We start from the raw sequence: 23,817 nt of genomic DNA on the forward strand, positions 1-23,817 counted from the left end.
GATAATTCTACAGCTTCTCGCTTAAAAGATTCACTGTAAACTCTTCGTTTCTTCATTTCGCACCTCTGCTTTTTTTATAGCATTGGCTTAACTTACTGTCTACTAAACTGTAGCATGTCCACAGGGCCAAGGTTCAATGCTCATGAGGTAAGACGAAAACATGTTGAAATGGTTGAGTGTTATACTTGTATATTGGTAAATTTGTGTATCAATTGCGTGGGTATTTAATATTGAACGTTGGACCTTGAATCCGCACCCACTGGTGGACGCAGCGCAGGCTAACATAGCATTAAATCCCTAATACTCCTACTACCTATACTACCTCTACTACCTATACTACCCTTAATACCTACACTTCATGCATCCCGGTTTTATTTTGAAAGATTGCCAAATAAAGATCCAAGTTTCATTTAGTAAAAAATTTAACAATTACTGAATGTATAAATATTGCCTGTTGTATGCAGATTTTCTTATACATTAATACAGTATTTGATATAAGGTGCTAAAAATAGTTCGTTATTGTTATATTTCAGGAGCATATATATTTAAAAGAATTTAAAAATTTCAGGAAGTTGAAATAATATCAGCCTCTTTTCCCTGTATACTATCCTGAACAATATGCCGGTTTTGGAAATGCTTTGTAATAAAAAAATATTTTACTTTAAAGACCGGCACAACAGCTATCATTTTAGTATTATATTGAAATATGTTCAATATACTTGACAATCACTTGTTTTTTTGTTAACAAGGTATATTGGTTCCAAAACAAAATTTTATATCGGGGGTTACCATGAGAAAACTTTTCACAACACTTGCAGTGTTATTTGCTGCAACTTTTTTCGTTTCAAATTCATATGCGGAGGATGTAATTAAGATAGGGGTTCAGGCTCCTATCACTGGCAGCTATGCCAATGAGGGGCAGGGGATTGACAAGGCAGTCAGACTTTTGGTTGAGCAGAAAAATGCAGAAGGCGGACTTCTTGGCAAAAAGATAAAAGTTTACACATGTGATGATGAAGGAACCGCTCAGGCTGCAGCCATTTGCGGTCGTGAACTTGTAAACAAAGGTGTAATTGCCGTTATCGGATCTTACACATCTACATGTGCTCAGGCTGCGCAAGAAATATATTATAAAGCAGGGGTATTGCAGACAAGTGACGGTACAGCTGATGCTCTGACTAAGAACAGTTACTGGACATTTTTCAGAAATTCCAACCCTAACAGTGCGGAAGCAGTGTACACATCTGACTGGATGATAAACAAGAAAAAATATGACAGAATTGCAGTTATTACGGATTATTCCACTTTCGCCCAGGGACTTGGTAATGCTGTAGTGGAAGAAGTCAAGAAATTAGGTGGAAACATTATTTACACTGGAAAAATCAAGGCTAATTCTCAAAATTATACTCCTATACTTACAAAAATAAAATCAATGAATCCTGATGTGATATACTTCAGCGGCTATTACAGCGACGGCGGGCTTTTGAGAGCTCAGCAGAAGCAGTTGGGAATTGAGGCTGATTTTATCGGCGGCGATGCCAACGACAACCCTGACTTTGTAAAACTGGCCGGTTCAGCTGCTGAAGGTGCTTATATCATTAACGTTCCCACTCCGGAACTTCTCCCTTATGATGTTGCCAAGGAATTTCTTGCCGATTACAAAGAAAAATACAATGAAATGCCCCCAAGCATCTGGACTGTTTTGAATGCAGACGGTCTCAGAGCCATTATGCACGCAATTGAAGAAACAAAATCTACTGATACAAAAACAATTGCAAACTATCTGGTGGAAATGGAGCCTTATCCAGGTTTAAGCGGCCCGCTCGCATGGGATGAAGACGGAGAGCGTGTTGGAAGTTCGTACTTAACTTACAGAATCAATGAGAACGGAAATTACGACGTAGTAAGTAAATAAATAAATGCTTTAACAAGGAGTCGTCATGGATATTTTTTTCCAACAAATAATCAACGGCCTCACTATAGGCAGTTTGTATGCCCTGATTGCCCTGGGCTACACCATGGTTTATGGAATTCTGAAGCTGATTAACTTTGCCCATGGCGACCTTGTTGCTCTTTCAGCATTTGTAGGTATGACTGTTTTTGCAAAAATATTGGGAGGCGAAGCCTCCCTCTTTTCTGTCATTGCTTTATTTCTGATTACTATGGCAGTAATTGCAGTGGCCGGTGTTGCACTTGATAAGTCGGCATATAAACCTCTCAGGAATGCACCCAGACTAAGTGCAGTTGTCTCAGCACTTGGTGCCGGACTTGTTATTCAAAACGGAATTATGCTTACCTGGGGTCCTAATGTGAATTTTTTCCCCGGTAATCTTGTGCCGAATATTGTATGGAACATCGGAGGAACTGTTGTAACATTTATCCAGATGCTTATTCTTGTACTTTCCCTCATTCTGATGATTGCTCTCTATCTTTTTATAAACAGAACAAAAATGGGGACTGCTATACGTGCATCAGCAATAGATAAAGACGCCTCAAGACTTATGGGGATAAATGTGGACAGAGTTATTTCTCTTGTATTTATAATCGGCTCAGCTCTCGGAGCGGTAGGCGGGATATTTATAGGAATGTATTATAGAGGAATAACCTTTGAGATGGGATGGCAGTATGGTTTGTACGCTTTTGTAGCTGCAATAATGGGAGGAATCGGTAATATACCCGGTGCTATGCTGGGGGGAATTCTGCTGGGGCTTTTTAATGCTCTTATTGCAGGCTATGTGTCCAGTACCTGGACAGATGCTTTTACCTTTCTTCTTCTTATTTTAATTATTATTTTCCGGCCCACTGGCATTTTGGGTGAAAAGGTAGCGGAGAAGGTCTGATGAAAAATACAAAAAATCTGCTTTTTATATTGTTTTTTGCTTGTCTTATTTTATACCCTTTTGTAGCAGAAGGGCGCTGGCTTGCAGTCGGCATTACTTTTTTAATATTTTCTATTGTTGCATTGAGTGAAGATATCGTTTTAGGTCGGGCCGGAATGTTTGATATGGGTCATGCCATTTATTTCGGAATGGGTGCATATATCTGCGGTATATTAAATTATCACTACGGTCTGCCTATTGTTGCAACTATACCTTTTGCAATTATAATTCCCGCGTTATTCGGTATCTGTCTGTCTGCTCCCATTGTTCACCTGAGGGGCGATTACCTTTTGGTAACAACTTTGGGTTTGAATATGGTTTTTTTACAGGTTCTGGAAAATGATGCTTTTGGACTTACAGGAGGACCGAACGGTATCTTTGGTATAGATTCGCTTAATCTTTTTGGTTTCCAGCTGATGTCACAGACCTCAATATATTATGTGGCTTTTCTCTTTTTCATAATAACGCTGCTTATAATAAAAAATCTTGAGCATGGCAAAGCCGGAAGGGCTTTTCATTATCTCAGCCAGGATCCTATAGCTTCCCAGAGTATAGGTATCAATGTGCGGTTTTATCGTATTTTGGCTTTTGCACTGGGAGCCGGTATTGCCGGTGCTGCCGGGGTTCTTTTTGCAATACAGTACGGTGCCATCAGTCCTGAAGCTTTTACTTTCAAAGAATCAGTCTTGTTTTTTGCCATAGTGCTGGTGGGCGGTCCCTCATCCATACCTGGAATTCTTATCGGTACGTTTGTAATGTTTGTGTTGCCGGAAGTTTTCAGGCAATTTGATACTGCACGCTATCTTGTATTCGGTCTTGCCATGATATTAGCCATGGTGCTCAGGCCGAACGGTATTTTACCATTTAAGTTCGGCAAATTTCCAAAATTTGTGAGAGAGAAATAATATGTCCCTTTTAAAATTATCAGGTGTAACAAAAGTTTTCGGCGGTCTGACTGCTGTTAACAGATTGGATATGGAAATTAATGAAGGCCAGATATTCGGTGTGATTGGTCCTAACGGTGCCGGTAAAACCACCGTATTTAACTGTATTACCGGTATATATACTCCTGAAGACGGCGAAATAATGTGGGATGGAGAAGATATTACAGGTTTGCAGCCTCATAAAATTGCTATGAAAGGGGTTGTGAGGACATTTCAGACAATTCGGCTTTTTTCAAAAATGAGTGTTGCAGAGAATGTAATGTCCGGAAGGCATTTCAGAAGCAGACAAAAGTGGTGGAATACCATATTTCACACACCAAAATCTTATAAAGATGAAATTGCAAACTGGCAGCATGTAAAAGAAACACTGGAATATTTTGATTTAATAGATTACGCATCACACCCCACCAACAGTCTGCCCTACGGCATCCAGAGAAAGGTTGAAATTGCCCGAGCAATGGCAACGGAGCCAAGACTCTTGATCCTTGATGAGCCCGCAGCTGGTCTGAATGATAGCGAAACACTCGCTTTGGTTGAGCTAATAAACGGTATTCGGAAACAAGGTGTAACAATTCTGCTTATCGAACATGATATGGACCTGGTTATGGAATTAACCGATTATATTACAGTTATTAATTTCGGAGAAAAAATTGCCGAAGGGAAACCCTCCGAAATTCAGAAAAATCCCCAGGTTATTGAAGCTTATTTAGGGAGTGATGAAGATGACGAATGATAAATTTTTTGTTATAGATAACCTGAAAGTAAATTATGGAAGTATTCAGGCAGTTAAGGGAATCAGCTTTGATGTTAAAAAAGGTGAGATTGTAACGATACTTGGGGCTAACGGTGCAGGGAAAACAACTACCCTGCGGGCTATAAGTGGTCTTGAAAAGGTAAAAGAGGGTTCAATCTATTTCAAGGGTGAGGATATTACAAAAATTCCTTCCCATAATGTTGTTAAAAAAGGGATAACACATTCGCCTGAGGGCAGAAGGGTTTTCGGCACCTTAACTGTGGAGGAAAATCTTTGGCTCGGGACTTATACAAAAAAAACGTTTGATAAGGAAATGCTAAACTGGGTATATGAGCTTTTCCCCCGATTAAAAGAGCGCAGAAAACAGCTGGCAGGAACATTATCCGGTGGCGAACAGCAGATGCTGGCTATAGGCAGAGCCTTGATGAATTCTCCTGAAATGCTCCTTCTTGATGAGCCAAGTCTCGGGCTGGCCCCATTGTTGGTCAAAGCGATTTTTAAAGTTGTAAAAGAGATAAGTGAGGAAGGGGTTACTGTACTTCTTGTTGAACAAAACGCCAAGGCTGCTTTAAAACTGGCCGATAGAGGCTATGTTCTGGAAGTTGGTCATATAGCACTTGAAGGCTCTTCTGATGAGCTTCTGACTTCTGAAAAAGTACAGGAAGCTTATCTTGGTAAAAAGAAAGAAAACTGATTGTCGGTTCAAAGTTCAAGGTTCAACGTTGGGAACCAACCCCAATTAACAAAATGATAAAGTCCCACTTTCAATAACATGAAAAAGAACATTATTCATAACCTTAATTTAAGTTTCGCACTTGCACCTATTGTAAGTCTTTGCGAGGAGTGCTAACGACAAAGCAATCTCTCTTTTTTTATTATTTTGAGATTGCCACAACCCTGTTTCCACAAGGCTTCGCAATGACCGACCTAAGTGCGAAACTTGAAACCTTAACTTATAAAGCCTCACTGGTAGGGGCTTATTATTTTGAGACTTTTGAATATTTGGGATATTGTCACCCTGAACTTGTTTCAGGGTCTCATAACTTATTGATAATACGAGATGCTGAAATAAATTCAGCATGACAAATAGAGTTATTCAAAAGTCTCATTTTATGTTTTTTAGAATTTTTTCGGCAACAGATTCAGGATCTATTCCCATCAATTTAAAAACTTCGGCAGGTTTTCCGGAATAAGCGTATTTATCCGCACCGAATTTTACTATTCCGGGGCATTTTTCACCACTTTCCAGCAGTTTGTCAGCGATCAAACTTCCAATACCTGTATATTTATTATGATCTTCGTAGGTAAAGATTACATCGGTATCGATTAAAGAGTTCAGCTCTTTTGAATCCACAGCAACCGGACAGCTGACATTTATCACCTTAAGTGAAACATCTTTTTCTTTGAGAATCTTCTGCACTTCAAGAGCATAAGGTACCATGGCTCCGTGTGTGAACAAAGGATAGTCACCGTTTCTCAAAATGTCCATTTTACCGTATTCAAAATTGTAGTCTTCACCGAAAAACGGTTTGTTGTTTTCATCAGAAATAACAGGTGTTTTGGATCTGCCGACTCCTATAAGAAAATTACCGTAATTCGCAGCGGCATACCTTACCGCTTTATCCGTTTGGTTGGGGTCTGCAGGTATTATTATTTTAAAACCAAAAAGGTTTCTTAGAGTACCTATATAGTCAATACACTGATGTGTCTTGCCGTCTTCTCCCACATCCATTCCCACATGGGTTGTGACAACTTTCAGATTGGTTCCGTTTATGTCATTTAACCTCTGCTGATTATATGTTTCATCAATCCCGAACACTCCGAAATCGGCAAAAAAGCTTACAACCCCGTTAACACTAGCTGCTCCCGAGCATGTGGCAGTATGGTGTTCCTGTATACCTGATTCGAAGAAAACTTCACCGTATTCTTTTTTTATTTTGTCTGTTTTTACCGAACCGGCCAAATCGCAGTCGAAAACTGCTATTGGTGTGTTGGATTTTTTTAATGAATTGTGCTGGATGATGTCCGTTAAAGCGTTACCGAACGCGGATCTGTTGTCCATTTTTGTTTCAACGGTATAAGCTTTTGGCTGACCTGTGTTTACAGATGTTTCATATTCGGGGATTTTATGTTGTTTTGCATTAAAACGGAATTCTTTGCGCATTTTTTTATAACGCTCAAGATTGTTTTCAATACCAAGCTCAGCTAAAGCATCTTCCAGCTGTTCTTCACTTAAGGGTTTCCCGTGGTAGCCGGCAATATTTTCCATGAAACTCACGCCTTTGCCCATGACTGTTTTTGCAAGTATCATTACAGGTCTGTCCACTTCTTTACTCTTTTTTATAGTATCGAAAAGCTGTTTGTGATTGTGACCGTCAACTTCAAAAACCATCCATCCATCAGCCGTGTACTCATCTCTAATGTTCTGAGGCATGACATCTTCTATACTGCCGCTGATCTGAAGTTTGTTGTAATCGATAAATGCGGTAATGTTATTGAGTTTATGCTTAACTGCAAATCTTCTTGCCTCACAAATTTGTCCTTTCTGCTGCTCACCGTCTCCCATGAGTACATAAATCTGGGAATCATTTCCTGTTAATCTGCCTGATACTGCCATGCCGCACCCGGCTGATAATCCCTGACCCAGATTGCCGGTGGACCATTCAACACCAGGTACTGATCTTTCGATATGCCCTTCAAAGATACTGCCTGCAAGACGAAACTGTGAAACAGCTTCATCAATATCAAAAAAGCCGTTTCTGCCCAGTGCAGAATAAACGGCAGGAGATGTGTGACCGTGGGAAACAATAATTCTGTCCCTATCCAGCGACCGGCAATTATCAGGACTGATGTTTGCAAACTTATACAGCAAAAGCAGCATGTCTATTGAGGACATTGAGCCGCCGGGATGTCCGCTGGCTGCAAGGGTTGTCATCTTGAGTATATCTGCCCTGCATATTTTTGCCAAAGAATCAAGCTCGGAAAGCTCTTTATCTGTAATTTTATGATTCGTGAATCTATTTGTCATATTTTACCTCACAATTAAAGTTTGGTTTTTATATCAGCATGCACGATTAATGTCAACTGAAGCCGATTTTTACTCACCTGCAAAATAAAAATGCGATGTTAATGAGGTGAGATAGTGAGGTAAAAGTTGAGGTTGAGGAAGTTGATAAAGTTGTGTGAGCAGTTACTACCCTTACTACTCTTAATACCCCTAACTACCTTTAAACACACTTATATTTATTACTCGTAGCTGACTGATTTTTTGGGATCGGTCTGTTTTATTGTTTTTAAAGGGAGGATACCTGCAAGTATTACAAATATTAACAGGATCACCAATGTTGCAAACATATTAATGATGTTTAAATGAATGTTTATACTCCAGCCGAAGGAAATTGTGTTGACGACTTTTATAATTATAAAACTGAGGATAATGCCCAGAATTACACCGTAAATTATTCCGCAGAATCCGATGAAACCTGCTGAAATCATGTAAATTTTTGTTAAAAATTTATTATCGGCACCCAGATATTTCAGGATGCTGATCTCCCTTTTTCTTTCCAGGGCTACAGCGTATAACATGTTGGCCACCCCAAGAAGTGAAATTATCAGTGCCGTCAGTTGAATGGCGTATGTTATCTGAAAGCTGTTGTTGAAAATTCCCATTACTTTTTGTCTCAGAACTTTGTTGTTCAAAATGTCCAGAGTATATTTACCTCCTAATTCCTTTCTTATTTTTTCTATTGTTTTTGCAGTATCTGCATTTTTTCCCAGAAAAATACTGAGCTGGGTGAAGGCTGAAGAGTTCCAGTATTTCTTTTGAAAAGATTTGTCGAGAATGATAAAACCCTGAGTGGTGGAGTAGCTTGTGAATACTTCCCGTACTTTAAATTTTTTCTGCCCCGCAGGGGTATCAAGCAAAATTTCGTCACCTTTTTCTATGCCGTATTTTATGTTTAGATATTCTGAAACAGCCACACTGTCAGTGACTTTGTAATCTTCCATGTTGTGATTGTACTGTTTTACAACTTTTTCATTTCCAAAACCGTATATTACATCCTGCCCCCTGAATTTGCCCTGCATCGCCATAAAAGGATTGAGTGCTGCGATTCCATCAATATTTTTTATTTTTGAGAGGATATTATTGTCTATCGGCTCAAAACAGAAGTTGGACGAGCATGAAGATGATTTTATGAAAATATCAGCTTTAAGATTCTTATTTATCCAATGCTTAAGTGATGTTTCAAATGAGTTTATTAAAACCATCATGCTTATTATTAGAGCGGTGGAGACGGTGACACTTATCAGTGCTATGGAAAATCTGTAGAGACTGCTGTATATATCTGCCGAGGAAATCGTCCCCGGAGCATGGAATATTTTTTTTAAAAGGTTTTGGCATTTCTGCAGAAATTTTTCCAGATAATACGGTGAACCCGCTGCAAAGCCGGCTAATATAAGCAAAACACCGGCATAAGAAAAGAAAGGTTGATCAAATATTTTAAGATAATAATCAGCCAGACTAAAACAGATTCCCACAGTTATTAAAATTATGCCCAATACGAAAGCTTTTTTGTAAAATTTTCGGTATCTCAGCTCAAAAGTTCCCTCTCTTACCGTTTCTGTGGGTTTTACTCTGGAAGCTTCAAAAGCCGGTAAAATTGCAGCTATCAGTGAGATTGCAAGTCCGATAATAAAAGCGATTAGCGCATAACTGCTGAAAACAAACATCTCTTCAATAATAACGGGTTTAAATATTGTAGTGACGGTGTCTTCCACCATTTTCGAAGAGTAGAATGAAAGAATCTGCCCAAGAAATAAACCTAAAAACGAGCCGATGACACCCAAAATTATTGACTGAACAATAAAGAGAAAAATAATTTGTTTTTTATCCGCACCTAAAGCTCTCAATATCCCGATCTGTGGGCGTTTTTTCACAACTGTAATAAAAATTGTGTTGTACAGCATGAAAAAGCCCACCAAGATTGCAATAAAACTTATGAAATGCAGATTAAATTTAAAAGATTCCAGAATGTCTTTTTCATTTTTGATGACACCTGCTTTGCTGACCAACCGCACGGATTGCGGGAGAATATTGTTCAGCTTGTCAGCATTATTGCTTTCCAAGTCGATTCGGCTTAATTTGCCGAATATTGACAGTTTCTCCTGAAAGTTGCCTATATCCTGATATATGCCTGTGGGTATTCTCTTTGCAGACAATATGCCTGCAACCGTGTAATTTTCCTTTTTATTACCTATGACCAGGCTGAAATTATCTCCTGTTTTTACTCCAATTCTTTGTGCAACGTCTTTTGTCAGGATGGCTCCATCAATATCGTTTAAAAAAACACGTATGTTGATTTTTTCAGGTGAAATTTTTATGCGGGACTGTTTGAATGCTGAAAAGGTGTCTATGCCGAACAGATTGATACTTGTGTCGGTTTTTTCATGGAGCCCGTTTGTTTTAATTACAGGTATCGGTTTGTAATCGTTCCTGATTAATAATTTGTAAACGGATTCGTCAAAATATTTGCCGAATTTCGGTTCTATTTGATAATTTGTGTCAGGGTTAAGTTTTTTGATATCCTCTGTAAAACTGTTTATTGCAGTTTGAGTTGTCCCCAGTATAGATATAAACAGGCCAACACCGAGAGCTACTCCCAATATCGAAATAATGCTGAAAAGTTTTTCCTCTTTCAGATTTCTTAATGTTATTACCGCTATCAATTTTAATGTATTCAATCGGAGAACCTGCCGTCTTTGATTTTGATGATTTTTTCAGCAGATGATGCGACATTTATATCGTGGGTTACCAAAAGGACGGTTACTTTTCTTGTTTTGTTTATCTCTTTTAAAATGGAAAGAATATTCTTTCCTGCCTCTGAATCAAGGCTTCCGGTGGGCTCATCAGCCAGAATTATGTCGGGGTTTTTAACCAAGGCCCGGGCAATGGCTACCCGTTGCTGCTCACCACCTGACAGCTGGCTTGCGTATGAGAATTTTTTATCACAGATATTGAGTGAGGTAAGGATTTCTTCTATACTGTTCTGCTCTTTTATTCCTGAAATGAGAAGCGGTATCTGGACATTTTCAAAAACTGTAAGGTTGTTAAACAGATTAAAAAACTGAAAAATAAAACCGACATGTTTTTTCCGGAAAAGTGTCAGTTCTTCTTCATTAAAGCGGTTTATTTCTTCATTGTTTATGATGACTTTTCCTGAGTCCGGCTTATCCATTGCACCAATGATATTCAAAAGTGTTGATTTGCCTGAGCCTGAAGGCCCCATTATGGATATAAACTCACCGCTGTTGAAGTTAATGTTTAAATTATCCAGTACAACGTTGTTCCCGTATTTTTTTGAAACATTTTCCAGTTTTATCATTTTTTCACCCTTACCCTGCCACTTAACCACAAGATTAAGTAGCAGGATTTAACAGAATAAATCTCTAATACCCCTAATACCCTTACCACCCCTAATACCATTTAATACCCTGTCAATTCGATATAAGCTTTTCCTTTGTCTGTTCCTGTTACACTGCAGGCACCTTCCCAGTAATAGTTAAAGGTTGAATAGGTTGCTATAAATTCCTGATTTTTCACATAAGGCTTTATTTTTATATCAATATTTTTTTCGGGAATCCTGATATGCCAGCCGACGGGATATTCGGAGCCTGTGATTTCAGATTTGAAATATTCCGTTACGTCGAGAGAAATTTTACTGAAATCAAGCTTTTGCTTTTTCCCGTTTTTGTCTATAAGAACAGCGTATGAGCTTTTATTTGCTTTTCCTTTTCTGTTCCTGATACGGTAAATCATCAATTCACGATTGTCATCAAGCATGATGGAAAACCAGTCCCAGCCTTCAATTTTATCTGTGTTATAATCCGAATTTATTTCTCTGTCGAACCAGCTTTTTCCGGAAACATTATAATTTTCTCCGTTAATTGCAATAACACCGGCAGTATCCATATCTGTGATGGAAAAATACAGCGAAGCACATTCTCCACATCCGTAGACTTTGTTTGAATAACCATTGTCGCCGTTTAAAATAGGTCTTTTTGCGGACTTTAAATCCATCTTTATAGAAAAATTTTCCGCTTCTGCTTCCACATGCATCTGGTTTAAACTACCTCTTAAGACATTGTCGTATACAAAAACATTCAGTCTGGAAGCTGAAGCTCCGGCGGCACCATATGCCCCCCTTGAAATTTCTTCTTTCTGGTAATATTCATTCCTTTTTATATCCGTTACAGCAAAATGTGAAATAAACAAATTATTTAGTCCGAAGGCACTTTGGAACTCTTTTTTATTAACACCAACGGCGAAAAAAGTGAGCTCATAACCAAATTTTCTTCCGTCTTCCGTTTCAAGATGGCCGGTAAGATACCACCACTGGGAAGCAAAATTTTTTCTGTAGTATAAATCCTGATTCAATTTAACGGAATCATCCGGTGATAATGTTGTGTAATTTTCGGCGTAAGCGGCGGCTGATATTAATAGAGCGATTAAAACAATTATAAATTTTCTCATAATCAGCAAATATAAACAAAATCAACAAACAGTAAATGAAAAATTTCTTGACAATGTGTGAATACATGATAATATGTTCATGCGAAGATGAGGCAAAAGAGGTTTCTTATGAAAGATAATTTTACAGAAGAAAATTTTATAGAACTGGCTGATTTCTTCACCGCTTTTTCTGATACCACAAGGCTGAAAATTCTGTTTGAATTGCTTGAATCGGAGAAGACGGTTACGGAAATCTGTGACAATACAGGTTTCAGCCAGAGTGCTGCGAGCCATCAGCTTTCAAAACTTAGAATTCTTAAACTTGTAAAAGTCAGAAAGCAGGGGAAGTTTGCTTATTATTCACTGGATGATGAGCATATAGAACATATCATAGAAACCGCACTGGAACATTTTGAGGAGCTGTAAGGAATGAAAATCAGAGAATATTTTCTTGAAAATATGAGGTGCCCCTCCTGTGCATTGAAAATCGAAAATGAGCTCAAAGAGATCAAAGGTGTTGAGGATGCCAATGTGGATCTTTTAGGCCAGAGAATAATCGTAAAGACTGAAGGTGATGTTTTTGATGAGGCTGTTCGAATTGTAAAAAACCATGAAACTGATGTTGAAGTTAGCAGGAGTAAATCGGGGAAATCTGCCGGGTATTTTAAAGATGTGGTGATTTTATCTGTATATATACTTGTTCTCATTTTTTCCAGGACAACTGATTTAGGTGAGTATAGTTATATTTATTCAGTATTTTTTGTAATTATCTACATTTTAACGGGTAAAAATGTTCTGAAAACTGCAGCTGTTAATTTGAAGCGCGGTTATATCTATGACGAAAATTTTCTTATGAGTATTGCAACATTGGGGGCGATAGCAATAAGCGCATTTGAAGAAGCGGCAGGTGTGATGCTTTTTTACAGAATCGGAGAACTGTTGCAGGCAAGGGCGGTTGAAAATTCAAAGAATACGATACTGGATACAACCAAATTTGTCTCAGGCGTTGCCCACCGAATTGATGGGGAAGAGATTGTCGATATAAAACCCGAGGGGGTTGTTAAAGGTGATATAATACTGGTGAAAGCCGGAGAAACTCTGCCTGTGGATGGAGAGCTGGTTTCAGAATATACGGAGTTTGATCAGTCTTCGATATCCGGTGAAAGTCTTCCTGTGGGAATAGAAAAAGGAGAGTTTGTAGTATCAGGTTCGACCCCTTTAAGTGGAAGTGTGAAAATAAGAGCTGAAAAAGATTTTGCTGAATCCACAACGTCAAAAATTTTGGAGCTGATTGCAGATGCTCCGCAAAACAAATCTGACAGGGAAAAATTCATTACCAAATTTTCCCGTTTTTATACACCGGTGGTGGTATATCTCGCTGTGGCTATTGTCTTTATTCCTTATTTTTTGCAGCTTTTCGGTTTATATAGCACTACAGCAGATTTTGCAGATCATGTATATAAAGGCCTGGTTTTTCTTGTGATTTCATGTCCATGCGCTTTAATGCTGTCAGTGCCGCTGAGCTTTTTTGCCAATATCGGTGTGGCGGCAAAAAAGGGAATTCTTGTGAAAGGGGCCAATTTCCTGGAAACTGTAAAAGAGTGCGATTATATACTTTTTGATAAAACAGGAACACTTACGCGGGGCCAATTTTCCGTTAAAAAAACTGAATCGTTAAACGGTTATTCAGAGAAGTTTGTTCTTGAAATAGCGGCTGCTCTTGAGCTCCACTCATCTCATCCCATTGCCTCAGCTTTTGAAGATTTTGCCGGTGATTTTCAGTTTAATAATATTAGTGAGATTGCCGGTATGGGAATAAAAGGTGAGGTAAACGGTGATGTTTATTATATTGGTAATGAGAAATTGCTTAAAGAATTGTCAGTGGAAGATGAAAATATTTTTTCGGAGAACTCATATATTTGCCTGTATGTGGTTAAAAATAATAACATTACGGGTAAAATTATGCTGTCTGATACATTGAGAAAAGACGCAGTTGAAACGGTGAAAAAAATTAAAGAAAGAGGTGTGACCCCGGTTATCGTTTCAGGAGATTCAAAAGAAGTGGTCTCATCTGTGGCTTCAGAGCTTGGTATTGAAGAATATTATTTTTCACTGCTCCCGTATGAAAAGCTCGATATTCTGCAAAAGCTGAAAGAGAAAGGACATAGTGTTGCTGCAGTTGGTGACGGTTTGAACGATACAGCACTTCTGAGTTACGCCGATACGGGAATTGCTATGGGGCAGACTGCGGCTAATTTGTCGGTGGATATGGCGGATATTGTGATTTTGGGGAGCAGACTGTATAAAATTAACGATTTATATGATATTTCAAAAAAATCACTTTGACTTTTTTCTGAAAATATTGCCATTGCACTGGGAATAAAAATTGCTGTAATGCTTGCTTCCTTTTTCGGTATGGCAACACTTTGGGCGGCAGTTTTTGCCGATGTGGGAGCGGCACTGTTGACAGTTTTAAATTCAGTAAAAGTTTTCTTTTTTAAAACCCGAGTTACTTGAAAAGTTCCCCTCCCATTTTTTTAATAACTATGCCTATTTTATAGTGAAATAGTGTTAAGTGTTAAGTAATAAGTTTTGAGTACCTTCGTCAATTTTGGTGATTTCACTGGACACAATATTTAATCCCTACTACCCCTACTACCTCAACTACCTCCAACTACCTCCAACTACCTCTAACCACCTCTAACCACCTCCAATTACATTTATTTATCGTCACGTTTGCTTTTTTATTTTACTTTTGCTAATTTATGTAAACAGAGATATTGTTAATTTTTTAAAATATTGCATATATAAAAAATATTGCTGATATTGGAAAATAGTAATGCAAAGAGGAATTTATGAGTAAAGATCAAACTTTTGAGAAAAAGATTAAACGCCTTGAGGAGATCGTTAATCAGCTTGAAGAAGGCGATTACGGTATTGAAGAGACCCTGAAGCTTTTTCAGGAAGGGATGAAATTAAGCAAAGAATGTAAAAAAATACTTGATGATGTGGAGTTAAGGGTGAATAAAGTTCTGGGTACGGATGAGGAAGAAAATTTAATTACGGAGAACTTTGATGACGACATTCAATCTTAAAAAATATATGCAGTTCTGGGCACAAAAAACGGAAAACTGGCTGAAAACGAATTTAAGCAGTTTCGATAAAAATACCGAAGGATTGACTGAAGCTATGAGATACAGCCTTCTCGCCGGGGGCAAACGTCTCAGACCTGTTTTGATATATTCTTCTTATGGAATTTTCGATAATGATTTTGATAAGGTTATTCCTTATGCTGCGGCTGTGGAAATGCTGCACACTTATTCACTCATCCACGATGATCTACCGGCAATGGATGATGATGATTACAGACGGGGTAATCCCACCAATCATAAAATGTTCGGTGAAGCAACGGCTATACTGGCAGGGGATGCTTTACTGACAAAGGCATTTGAAGTGATGCTGGATCCTGTTATAAATCCGGAAACTGAAGAAAAACTGCGCTGCGAAGCTGCATTGAAACTTGCAAAAGCGGGTGGAGACAGAGGGATGATCGCCGGTCAGTTTGTTGATGTTGAATCTGAAAATTCGTATTTTACAGCTGAAAAGCTTGATTTCATACATAATTATAAAACAGCAGCTTTGCTGGGATACTGTACTGAATTGGGGGCAGTCCTCGGTTACGGCGGTGAAGAGGACAAAGAACGCTTAAAAAGATTCGGTATAAATATTGGGCTGGCGTTTCAGATTGTTGACGATCTGTTGGATATTTCCGCCACTACAGAACAGCTGGGCAAAGATGCAGGCAGCGACCTGAAAAAAGGTAAAGCCACCTATCCGGGGCTGTATGGAGTGGATGAATCAAAAAAGAAGGCCAGAGCATTAATTGATGAATCCGTAGCACTTGTTGACTGTTATGGAGCAGCTTCACGGCCATTGGCAGAGATTGCTCGTTTTGTAATAGACAGAAATAATTAGTTAGTAGAGTATACATATTAGTCGAAAAAATACCCCCCTTGCTCAAACTCGGGGGAAAAATAGGATGGGGTAAGAAAAAAAGTTATTTAACAAGAGATCCATCCTCGGTCGGGATGACATAATTTATCCCAAGCGGAACATAGTGGAGCCTGGAGATCTCTTTTAAGCGGCACACAGCAAAAAAATGTGCAATTATGCATAAATGGACATTGGAGGAGAACTTGGAAATTCTTGATAGGCTGCAGCTGCCTGACGATATAAGAAAGCTTAATTATGAAGAGTTAGATAAGCTTGCACAAGAGGTTAGGGAATTTATGCTTGAGTCCGTTTCCAAAACCGGCGGACATCTGGCTCCCAGTTTGGGGGTTGTTGAGCTTACACTGGCCTTATTGAAAGTTTTCGATCCACTTAATGACAGAATTGTTTGGGATGTTGGTCATCAGTCTTACGCTTACAAAATTTTAACCGACAGGAAAAATAAATTTCACACACTCCGGCAGTACGGTGGAATCAGCGGGTTCAACAAGATTTCGGAAAGTCCTTATGACGCATTCGGTGTTGGGCATACCAGCACGTCGATAGCTTCTGCACTGGGTATTAAAACGGCTTCGGATATGAAAGACAAAGATCAGAAAGTGGTGGCGGTAATAGGTGACGGTGCAATGACAGCCGGCCTGGCCTATGAAGCTATTAATTATTTGGGGCATCTTGACAAAAACATGATTGTTATTCTGAATGATAATGAAATGTCCATAAGCCCCAATGTAGGGGCAATGTCCAGCTACTTATCCAGGATAATGACCGGCGAAATATATACCAGATTCCGAAAGGATGTTGCCAATATTTTTGAGCATGCGCCTATGGGTTCTGCTTTTCTTCATGTGGCTAAAAAGATGGAGGAAGGCCTGAAAGGTTTTTTTACACCCGGCGTTCTCTTTGAAGAATTTGGACTTAAATATATAGGCCCGATAAACGGTCATAACATAAGGGATTTGACTAAAGCTTTACACAATGCTGAGATACAGGACGGACCTGCTCTTATTCATGTGGGCACGAAGAAAGGAAAAGGGTTTAAGCCTGCAGAGGAAAATCCGGAAAAATTTCACGGTGTGTCTGCTTTTGATTTAAAAACCGGCGAAGCCGTAAAATTTGGCAAAAAGAAAACCTATACCGACATTTTCGGTGATAAAATTTGTGAGATGGCAGAAAAAGATGAAAATATTGTTGCACTTACTGCAGCTATGCCTGACGGTGTGGGTCTGCGCAGCTTTTCAGAAAAATTTCCCGACCGTTTCTTTGATGTGGGTATTGCAGAGCAATTTGCTGTAACGTATTCTGCAGGACTTGCAGTGAACGGTCTCAAACCCTATGTGGCAATATATTCAACCTTTTTGCAGAGAGCTTTTGACAGCATCATACATGATGTTGCCCTGCAGAATTTACCAGTAACGTTTTGTATCGACAGAGGCGGTATTGTGGGAGCAGACGGTCCCACTCATCACGGGACATTCGACCTGTCGTACCTTAGATTAATTCCCAATATGACAATAATGGCGCCTAAAGACGGCGATGAGCTTGAGGAAATGTTAGAATTAAGCAGCTCTGTGGACGGACCGGTTGCAATAAGGTATCCACGGGGTTCAGCAGATGAGTATGATTTTGCCCGTCAGCCGGTAAAATTAGGAGAGCCTGAAATTATTTCAGACCAAGGGGATTATGCTATTGTTTCAGTGGGGCATATTTTTTCGGAGAGTTATAAACTTTACAATAAAATAAAACAGTCCGGAAATAAATGCTCACTTGTTAATCTGCGTTTTGTTAAGCCTTTGGATAGTAAAAAGCTGCTGGAGGTTCTTTATGAAAAGAAGGGTGTTATACTAATAGAGGAAAACGCTTTAAACGGCGGAGCCTGTGAAAAAATACAATCTCTTCTCATTGATAACGGCTACAAAGGCGAAATCAGAAAATTCGGTATTCCGGATGAATTTGTTCCGCATGGGGATATCCCTTCTCTGAGAAAATCCATAGGCCTTAACGCAGATTATATTTTTGATATAGTAAAAGATTTATGGCCAAAAAACGATTAGATGTACTTTTGATAGACAGAGGTTTTGCTGAAAGCAGAGAGAAGGCCAGGGCACTTATTATGTCGGGCAATGTTTATACGGATAATCACCTTCTGGATAAACCGGGAACACGTGTTTTAGAGGATATCCCGATATATGTTAAGGAACCCCTCCCTTTTGTGAGCAGAGGGGGATTGAAACTTGATAAAGCAAAAAACGTTTTCAGAATAGATTTTGATGGTAAAACAGTTCTTGATATAGGTGCTTCCACCGGAGGTTTTACAGATGTTGCTCTGCAGAACGGAGCAAAAAAGGTAGTGGCTGTGGATGTGGGCAAAAACCAGCTGCATTATTCACTGACCAAAGATCCGAGAGTGGTTAATTTGCAGAAGGTTAATTTTCGTCATGCAGAATATGAGCTTCTTGGTGAGAAATATGATATAATTGTATGTGATGTATCATTTATTTCGCTGAACAGGATAATACCCAAAACAGCCTTATTCTGTAAAGAGAACACAGAAGCTGTTTTTTTAATAAAACCTCAGTTTGAGGCTGAAAAAAATGAAGTGGGCAAAAACGGGGTGGTGAGAGACATCGGTGTTCATGAAAGGGTTATTCTTAAAGTAATCAACGCGGCCGAAGGGTACGGCCTGAAATTTGCCGGGCTTGCTAAATCTCCGATAAAGGGACCGAAAGGCAATATTGAGTATTTGAGTTATTTCAGGTATGATGAAAATATTAATAAAATCGAAAATATCAATGAAATTATAGAGCAGGTTGTTAATGATGAAGAATATAGCTATTGTTGTTAAACCTCATGCTGAGGAAGTGGCGGACATAACTATTCAGATTTGCGACTATCTGAAGTCAGAAGGCAAGAATGTACTGCTGGAAGAAAGAACGGCTTCGGTACTCGGCTACTCCGACTTTACCACTCATAACGAGATTAAAAACAATGCAGATCTTCTTATTGTCTTGGGCGGAGACGGCACTTTGATTTCCTCCAACAGGATTATTTCCGGAGCCAATATCCCTATTTTGGGAGTAAATCTCGGCAGGCTTGGTTTTCTCACGGAAACAAAAGTAGAGGAAGCTCTTGATACTGTGAAGAAAGTGCTTTCCGGCAACTATAAATTCGATAACCGTATGAAGCTGATAAGCGATATTTTTTATGATGAAGAAAAAGTATTCACTACAGAGGTATTAAACGATATTGTTATCAACAAAGGGGCGTTGGCAAGGATTATTGATATAGAAGTTCATATTGACAATCAGTATGTGAATACATACAGAGCTGACGGGCTGATCATTTCAACTCCCACAGGCTCTACTGCTTATACTCTGGCAGCGGGCGGCCCGATAGTTTATCCTACGCTCAATTCCATCATATTGACACCGATTTGTCCCCATTCACTTACCCACAGACCCATTGTTATACACGATGACAGTGAAATTAAGATACGTATCTTAAATGATGACGAGAAAGTTTTTATAACCTATGACGGCCAAATCGGCAGAAAAATGTCTTTGAAAGAGGAAATTTTTATATACAAATCTCCACAGCCGGTAAAATTGATTGTGTCACAGAAAAGAAATTATTTTGCACTGTTAAAGGAAAAATTAGGGTGGGGCAGCACCTGATGCTTACCCAGTTAAATATCAGCAATCTTTCCATAATTGACAGAATCAGTCTGGAGTTTTCAGGAGGTCTTAATATTATCACCGGCGAAACCGGTGCCGGCAAATCTTTGATAATTCAGGCTGTTAAATTACTGGTTGGTGAACGTTTTAGCAGGGAAATGGCAAGGGATCCCGAAAAAAAAGTAAGTGTGGAAGGCGCTTTTTCAGGGGATTTCAGAATGCTGAGCGAGGAGCTCAGAGATGAGTTTGAAATAGAGGATGAGATAGTTGTAAAAAGGTCTGTCGATTCCAACGGCAAGAATAAGATATCGCTCAACGGACATATTGCCACACTGAAACAGCTGAAACAAATTTTTGATATCCTTGTTGACTTCCATGGACAGCACGAGCATCAAAGGCTTTTAAACTCCAGAAACCATATTAAATATCTTGACGGTTTGATTGACAATGACTTGAAAGATGAATACTCCGTTAAATACAGAGAATACAGAAAACTTGCCTCTGAGCTGGAGAGATTAAAAAAGGAATACAGTGATACACTTAAGAATAAAGATATTATGGAATTTCAGCTGAATGAGATTGAAAGTTTAAATATAGAGCCGGATAAAGACCGCGAACTTGAAAACAGAATCAGCTTTTTAAATAATATAGAAAAAATCAGAGAAGCTCTCTCAACGAGTTTACAGGTGCTTTCTGAAGGCGAATACAATGCCAGCGATTTAATTAATACCTCGCTGAAAGAGATTTCTTCTGTTTTTGATTATTATGCAGATATTGAATCGATTCACAACAGACTTCAGGATGTTTATTATGAACTGAACGATTGTATTAACAACATATCTCATCTCTATTACGAACAGGATGGAGACCCGGAGGAACTCGACAGTCTTATAAAAAGAAAAATGCAGCTGGATAAGCTTTTGTCAAAATACGGGCCTGATTTTGAAGATGTTCTGGAATTTGCGGATGATTTGAAAAATAAACTTGATAATGTGACTTTTGATGAGGAAAAGATAGAACAGTATGAAAAAGAGCTTACAGATTTTGAGAGAGAGCTTAAAAATATTGCCGGCAGGCTTAATGCATCCAGAAAAAAAGCAGCAAGAGATCTGGCCGGACGGGTTGAAAATATATTAAAATCGTTGGAACTAAAGGATGCAAAATTTGAGGTTAATGTAGATGTCAAAGATGAATTAGATGCAAATGCCGGGGCTGATGTGGAATTTTATATTGCTACAAATAAAGGTTTCTCCCCGTCACCTTTGAAAAAAGTGGCTTCCGGCGGAGAGCTTTCTCGTATAATGCTTGCATTAAAAGAAGTTTTCAGCGGTATGGATGACACACCCACACTGATTTTCGATGAAATCGATACCGGAATAAGCGGTGTTACTGCGAGGAAAGTGGCAGAGAAACTGAAAAATCTCGGAAAAACAAAGCAGCTTTTTGTAATAACCCATCTACCGGTGGTTGCATCGAAAAGCGACAGCCATTTTCATATTGCAAAAATTTCTGAAAAAGGTTCGACATTTACAAGAATTAAGACACTCTCAACAGAAGAGAAGAAAGAAGTTCTTGCCACAATGATTGCAGGTGAAGTAACCCCTTATGCCTTAAAACAGGCGGATGAGATGCTGGAGCATCAGGCGTGATAGAAAAGTTTGCTTTGGCTGTAGTCGGTTTGACCCAGTCGTTAGGATATTTGGGTATTATTTTTCTGATGGCTCTTGAAAGCTCTTTTTTCCCTTTTCCCAGTGAGGTGGTGGTCCCGCCGGCCGGTTTTTTGGCGGCAACCGGTCAAATGAACATTTTTATGGTGATATTTTGCGGGATACTTGGCAGTGTAATCGGTGCTTTGGTGAATTATTATTTAGCCGTAAGGTTCGGAAGGGCTTTTCTGTTCAGATACGGTAATTATTTTTTTCTGGGTGAAGATAAGCTGTTAAAAATGGAGAATTTTTTCTTTTCTCACGGTGAAATTACCACTTTTGCGGGTAGATTAATTCCGGGTGTGAGACAATATATCTCTTTTCCCGCCGGGTTGGCCAGAATGAATGTTGCCAAGTTTGTTTTTTACACTGCTGCAGGTGCGGGCATATGGGTGGTTATTCTCGCTTATGTGGGATTTTATGTGGGGAAAAATATTGAACTGGTGAAAGAAAAGCTTGCAACAATAACTATGATAATTCTTCCCTTGCTTTTACTGCTGGTTTTGATTTATATAATTGTATACAAAAAATACGTCAAAAGGTGATTTTATGATATACAGACTAAAAACTTTAATTGTTTTTATTCTTCTTTCCCTGTTTATTTGCGGAACTGCTGGAGCTTATACAGTTAAACGGGGCGATACACTTTATGACCTTTTTAGAGGGAAATTTACTCCGGCTGAAATCATAAATATTAGCCAAATGATAAAGGAAAAGGTGCCTGACTTTACTCTTCAGATAGGAGATAAAATTGAAATAACAAATAATAAGGTAATTATCAAGATTAATATCACCAAAGAAATCCACATTGTGAGAAACGAAGACGGAACAATTACGATAGAGGTTGTTAAGTATCCTGTAAATATTTTGAGAACAGTTGTTTCGGGGGAAATCTCCCACTCTCTTTTTTACGCAATGCAAAAAGTCGGTGAATCGGATATTCTGGCAGTACGTATGGCAAATATACTTGAATGGGAAGTGGATTTTTTTAATGATATTAGAACGGGTGACAGTTTCAGACTTGTAGTGGAGAAGAAATTTTGCAGAGGAAAATTTATCGGTTACGGAAAGATTCTTGCCGTGGATTTTGTCAACCAGGGCAGGCTGATCAGAGGTCTTTATTTTGAAGACGGGAAGATAAGCGGTTATTTCAGACCAAACGGCAAATCTCTGAAAAGAGGTTTCCTCAAAGCACCCCTTAAATTTTTCAGGATAAGCTCTAAGTTTCAAAACAGAAGACTTCATCCGGTTTTAGGCGTATACAGGAAGCATAACGGTGTGGATTATGCTGCACCTACAGGTACGCCGGTGCGCGCCACAGCAGACGGAAGAGTTGTAGTCAGGGGTTATACCAATGCTAACGGTTACTATATTAAATTAAAGCACAACAACGGCTATTATACACTTTATCTTCATTTCTCAGGATTTAAAAGAGGTTTGAATGAAGGGGAGTATGTAAAACAGGGCGATATTATAGGATATGTCGGCTCTACCGGCTATGCCACCGGCCCCCATGTTCATTACAGTATCAAAAAATATGGAAATTATCTTAATCCTTTGCGTTTTAAAGCTCCGACAAAAAAACTTCCTCAGGCCAAAATGGATGAATTTAAATCTGATACATATGTTTATGTTAATATGCTGGATAACTCTTATATGCAGTATGCTTTAAGAAATAATTTTAGCGGGATTATGTTCTTTTGATGGATTTAAATATCTAAAAGTCCTTGACAATAACAGATATTTTTTATAGAAGTAACGCTTGGTTATTTCAGGAGACATTCTCCGGTTTAGTCAGTTGTTTGGAAGCTTAGATGACAAATTATGGCGACGTGGCCGAGTGGCTTAGGCAGCGGCCTGCAAAGCCGTGTACCCCGGTTCGAATCCGGGCGTCGCCTTTTCAAAAAAACGCTTGACTTTTTACGGTAATTTTTGTAAAAACTCCAAGCATTTCAAAAGCCCAGGTAGCTCAGTCGGCAGAGCAGGGGACTGAAAATCCCCGTGTCGGTGGTTCGATTCCGCCCCTGGGCACCACTTTTTTATCAGTCACTTACAAATATTCAAAAAACAATATGTTACTGTGTTACACATATGTTACACTTTTTGCCAGGCTCGCATACTTCGAGCATATCCAGGGAAACATTATTGATTTATTCCTCTCCTTTCAGTGCCTCAATCATTTTTTTAAAATTTTCAAGAATCAAGAGCTTTGAATAATGTGTTTTTCTCAGTTTTAGGCCAGGGCACTTAATTATTAAGTGCCCTGGTAGTCCCGCATGCTTGATAATACAGGGTTTCGAAATAAGCTGTGCACGGCTGAAGCCGCGCTTCCTGAATTATTC

General features: G+C 38.9%; 20 protein-coding genes and 2 tRNA genes. 17 read left to right on the forward strand and 5 right to left on the reverse strand.

Annotated elements, in window-relative coordinates; translation table 11 throughout:
- Positions 1-564: 564 nt before the first annotated feature.
- A complete protein-coding gene (locus UMU13_RS11080) occupies positions 565-687 on the reverse strand; it encodes a hypothetical protein (RefSeq protein ID WP_328219137.1) in 123 nt (40 codons plus the stop codon).
- Between the two features lie 103 nt (positions 688-790).
- Between UMU13_RS11080 and UMU13_RS11085 the strand changes: the two genes are divergently transcribed.
- From UMU13_RS11085 to UMU13_RS11105, 5 genes are read left to right on the forward strand one after another with little or no spacing between them, the layout of a single operon-like run.
- Positions 791-1,915: a branched-chain amino acid ABC transporter substrate-binding protein gene (locus UMU13_RS11085; protein WP_328219139.1), complete on the forward strand. Its 1,125-nt coding sequence runs from the start codon at positions 791-793 to the stop codon at positions 1,913-1,915.
- Positions 1,916-1,940: 25 nt separating this feature from the next.
- Positions 1,941-2,840, forward strand: coding sequence for a branched-chain amino acid ABC transporter permease (locus tag UMU13_RS11090; RefSeq protein WP_328219141.1), 900 nt, complete (start codon positions 1,941-1,943; stop codon positions 2,838-2,840).
- A complete protein-coding gene (locus UMU13_RS11095) occupies positions 2,840-3,784 on the forward strand; it encodes a branched-chain amino acid ABC transporter permease (RefSeq protein ID WP_328219143.1) in 945 nt (314 codons plus the stop codon). The genes UMU13_RS11090 and UMU13_RS11095 overlap by 1 nt, the downstream gene beginning before the upstream one ends.
- Before the next feature lies 1 nt (position 3,785).
- A complete protein-coding gene (locus tag UMU13_RS11100; protein ID WP_328219144.1) occupies positions 3,786-4,556 on the forward strand; it encodes an ABC transporter ATP-binding protein in 771 nt (256 codons plus the stop codon).
- Positions 4,546-5,271, forward strand: coding sequence for an ABC transporter ATP-binding protein (locus UMU13_RS11105; protein WP_328219145.1), 726 nt, complete (start codon positions 4,546-4,548; stop codon positions 5,269-5,271). Before UMU13_RS11100 ends, UMU13_RS11105 begins: the two co-directional genes overlap by 11 nt.
- Positions 5,272-5,682: 411 nt before the next feature.
- Here the strand turns inward: UMU13_RS11105 and UMU13_RS11110 are convergent, their stop codons facing one another.
- The 4 genes from UMU13_RS11110 to UMU13_RS11125 form a co-directional block, all read right to left on the reverse strand.
- Positions 5,683-7,605, reverse strand: a complete 1,923-nt coding sequence (locus UMU13_RS11110) for a transketolase (protein WP_328219146.1) — start codon at positions 7,603-7,605, stop codon at positions 5,683-5,685.
- A gap of 218 nt (positions 7,606-7,823) precedes the next feature.
- Positions 7,824-10,319: an ABC transporter permease gene (locus UMU13_RS11115; protein WP_328219147.1), complete on the reverse strand. Its 2,496-nt coding sequence runs from the start codon at positions 10,317-10,319 to the stop codon at positions 7,824-7,826.
- On the reverse strand, positions 10,316-10,960 hold the full coding sequence (locus tag UMU13_RS11120) for an ABC transporter ATP-binding protein (RefSeq protein ID WP_328219148.1): 645 nt from the start codon (positions 10,958-10,960) through the stop codon (positions 10,316-10,318). The genes UMU13_RS11115 and UMU13_RS11120 overlap by 4 nt, the downstream gene beginning before the upstream one ends.
- Before the next feature lie 101 nt (positions 10,961-11,061).
- Entirely contained in the window at positions 11,062-12,108 is a 1,047-nt protein-coding gene (locus UMU13_RS11125; protein ID WP_328219149.1) for a lipocalin-like domain-containing protein, read from the reverse strand.
- Between the two features lie 108 nt (positions 12,109-12,216).
- Here UMU13_RS11125 and UMU13_RS11130 point away from each other — a divergent pair, with 108 nt between their 5' ends.
- From UMU13_RS11130 to UMU13_RS11185, 12 genes are all read left to right on the forward strand, one after another.
- Entirely contained in the window at positions 12,217-12,513 is a 297-nt protein-coding gene (locus UMU13_RS11130) for an ArsR/SmtB family transcription factor (protein WP_273265486.1), read from the forward strand.
- 3 nt (positions 12,514-12,516) lie between these two features.
- A complete protein-coding gene (locus tag UMU13_RS11135; protein ID WP_328219150.1) occupies positions 12,517-14,433 on the forward strand; it encodes a heavy metal translocating P-type ATPase in 1,917 nt (638 codons plus the stop codon).
- A gap of 509 nt (positions 14,434-14,942) precedes the next feature.
- Entirely contained in the window at positions 14,943-15,182 is a 240-nt protein-coding gene (xseB, locus tag UMU13_RS11140) for an exodeoxyribonuclease VII small subunit (RefSeq protein ID WP_013886414.1), read from the forward strand.
- On the forward strand, positions 15,163-16,062 hold the full coding sequence (locus tag UMU13_RS11145) for a polyprenyl synthetase family protein (RefSeq protein ID WP_328219152.1): 900 nt from the start codon (positions 15,163-15,165) through the stop codon (positions 16,060-16,062). Before xseB ends, UMU13_RS11145 begins: the two co-directional genes overlap by 20 nt.
- Before the next feature lie 221 nt (positions 16,063-16,283).
- Positions 16,284-18,149: a 1-deoxy-D-xylulose-5-phosphate synthase gene (gene dxs / locus UMU13_RS11150; RefSeq protein ID WP_328219154.1), complete on the forward strand. Its 1,866-nt coding sequence runs from the start codon at positions 16,284-16,286 to the stop codon at positions 18,147-18,149.
- Entirely contained in the window at positions 18,131-18,940 is an 810-nt protein-coding gene (locus UMU13_RS11155; protein ID WP_328219155.1) for a TlyA family RNA methyltransferase, read from the forward strand. Before dxs ends, UMU13_RS11155 begins: the two co-directional genes overlap by 19 nt.
- The gene (locus UMU13_RS11160; protein ID WP_328219157.1) at positions 18,912-19,769 is read left to right on the forward strand and encodes an NAD(+)/NADH kinase; all 858 of its coding nucleotides are present in this window, start codon (positions 18,912-18,914) and stop codon (positions 19,767-19,769) included. Before UMU13_RS11155 ends, UMU13_RS11160 begins: the two co-directional genes overlap by 29 nt.
- A complete protein-coding gene (gene recN, locus UMU13_RS11165) occupies positions 19,769-21,418 on the forward strand; it encodes a DNA repair protein RecN (RefSeq protein ID WP_328219159.1) in 1,650 nt (549 codons plus the stop codon). Before UMU13_RS11160 ends, recN begins: the two co-directional genes overlap by 1 nt.
- Positions 21,415-22,020, forward strand: coding sequence for a DedA family protein (locus tag UMU13_RS11170; protein ID WP_328219160.1), 606 nt, complete (start codon positions 21,415-21,417; stop codon positions 22,018-22,020). The genes recN and UMU13_RS11170 overlap by 4 nt, the downstream gene beginning before the upstream one ends.
- A gap of 4 nt (positions 22,021-22,024) precedes the next feature.
- The gene (locus UMU13_RS11175; RefSeq protein ID WP_328219161.1) at positions 22,025-23,179 is read left to right on the forward strand and encodes a peptidoglycan DD-metalloendopeptidase family protein; all 1,155 of its coding nucleotides are present in this window, start codon (positions 22,025-22,027) and stop codon (positions 23,177-23,179) included.
- Between the two features lie 122 nt (positions 23,180-23,301).
- Positions 23,302-23,373, forward strand: a tRNA-Cys gene (locus tag UMU13_RS11180).
- A gap of 60 nt (positions 23,374-23,433) precedes the next feature.
- Positions 23,434-23,509 (forward strand) — tRNA-Phe (locus tag UMU13_RS11185).
- Positions 23,510-23,817 lie beyond the last annotated feature (308 nt).

It is taken from the genome of Flexistipes sp., from assembly GCF_036172515.1.
Classification (GTDB): domain Bacteria; phylum Chrysiogenota; class Deferribacteres; order Deferribacterales; family Flexistipitaceae; genus Flexistipes.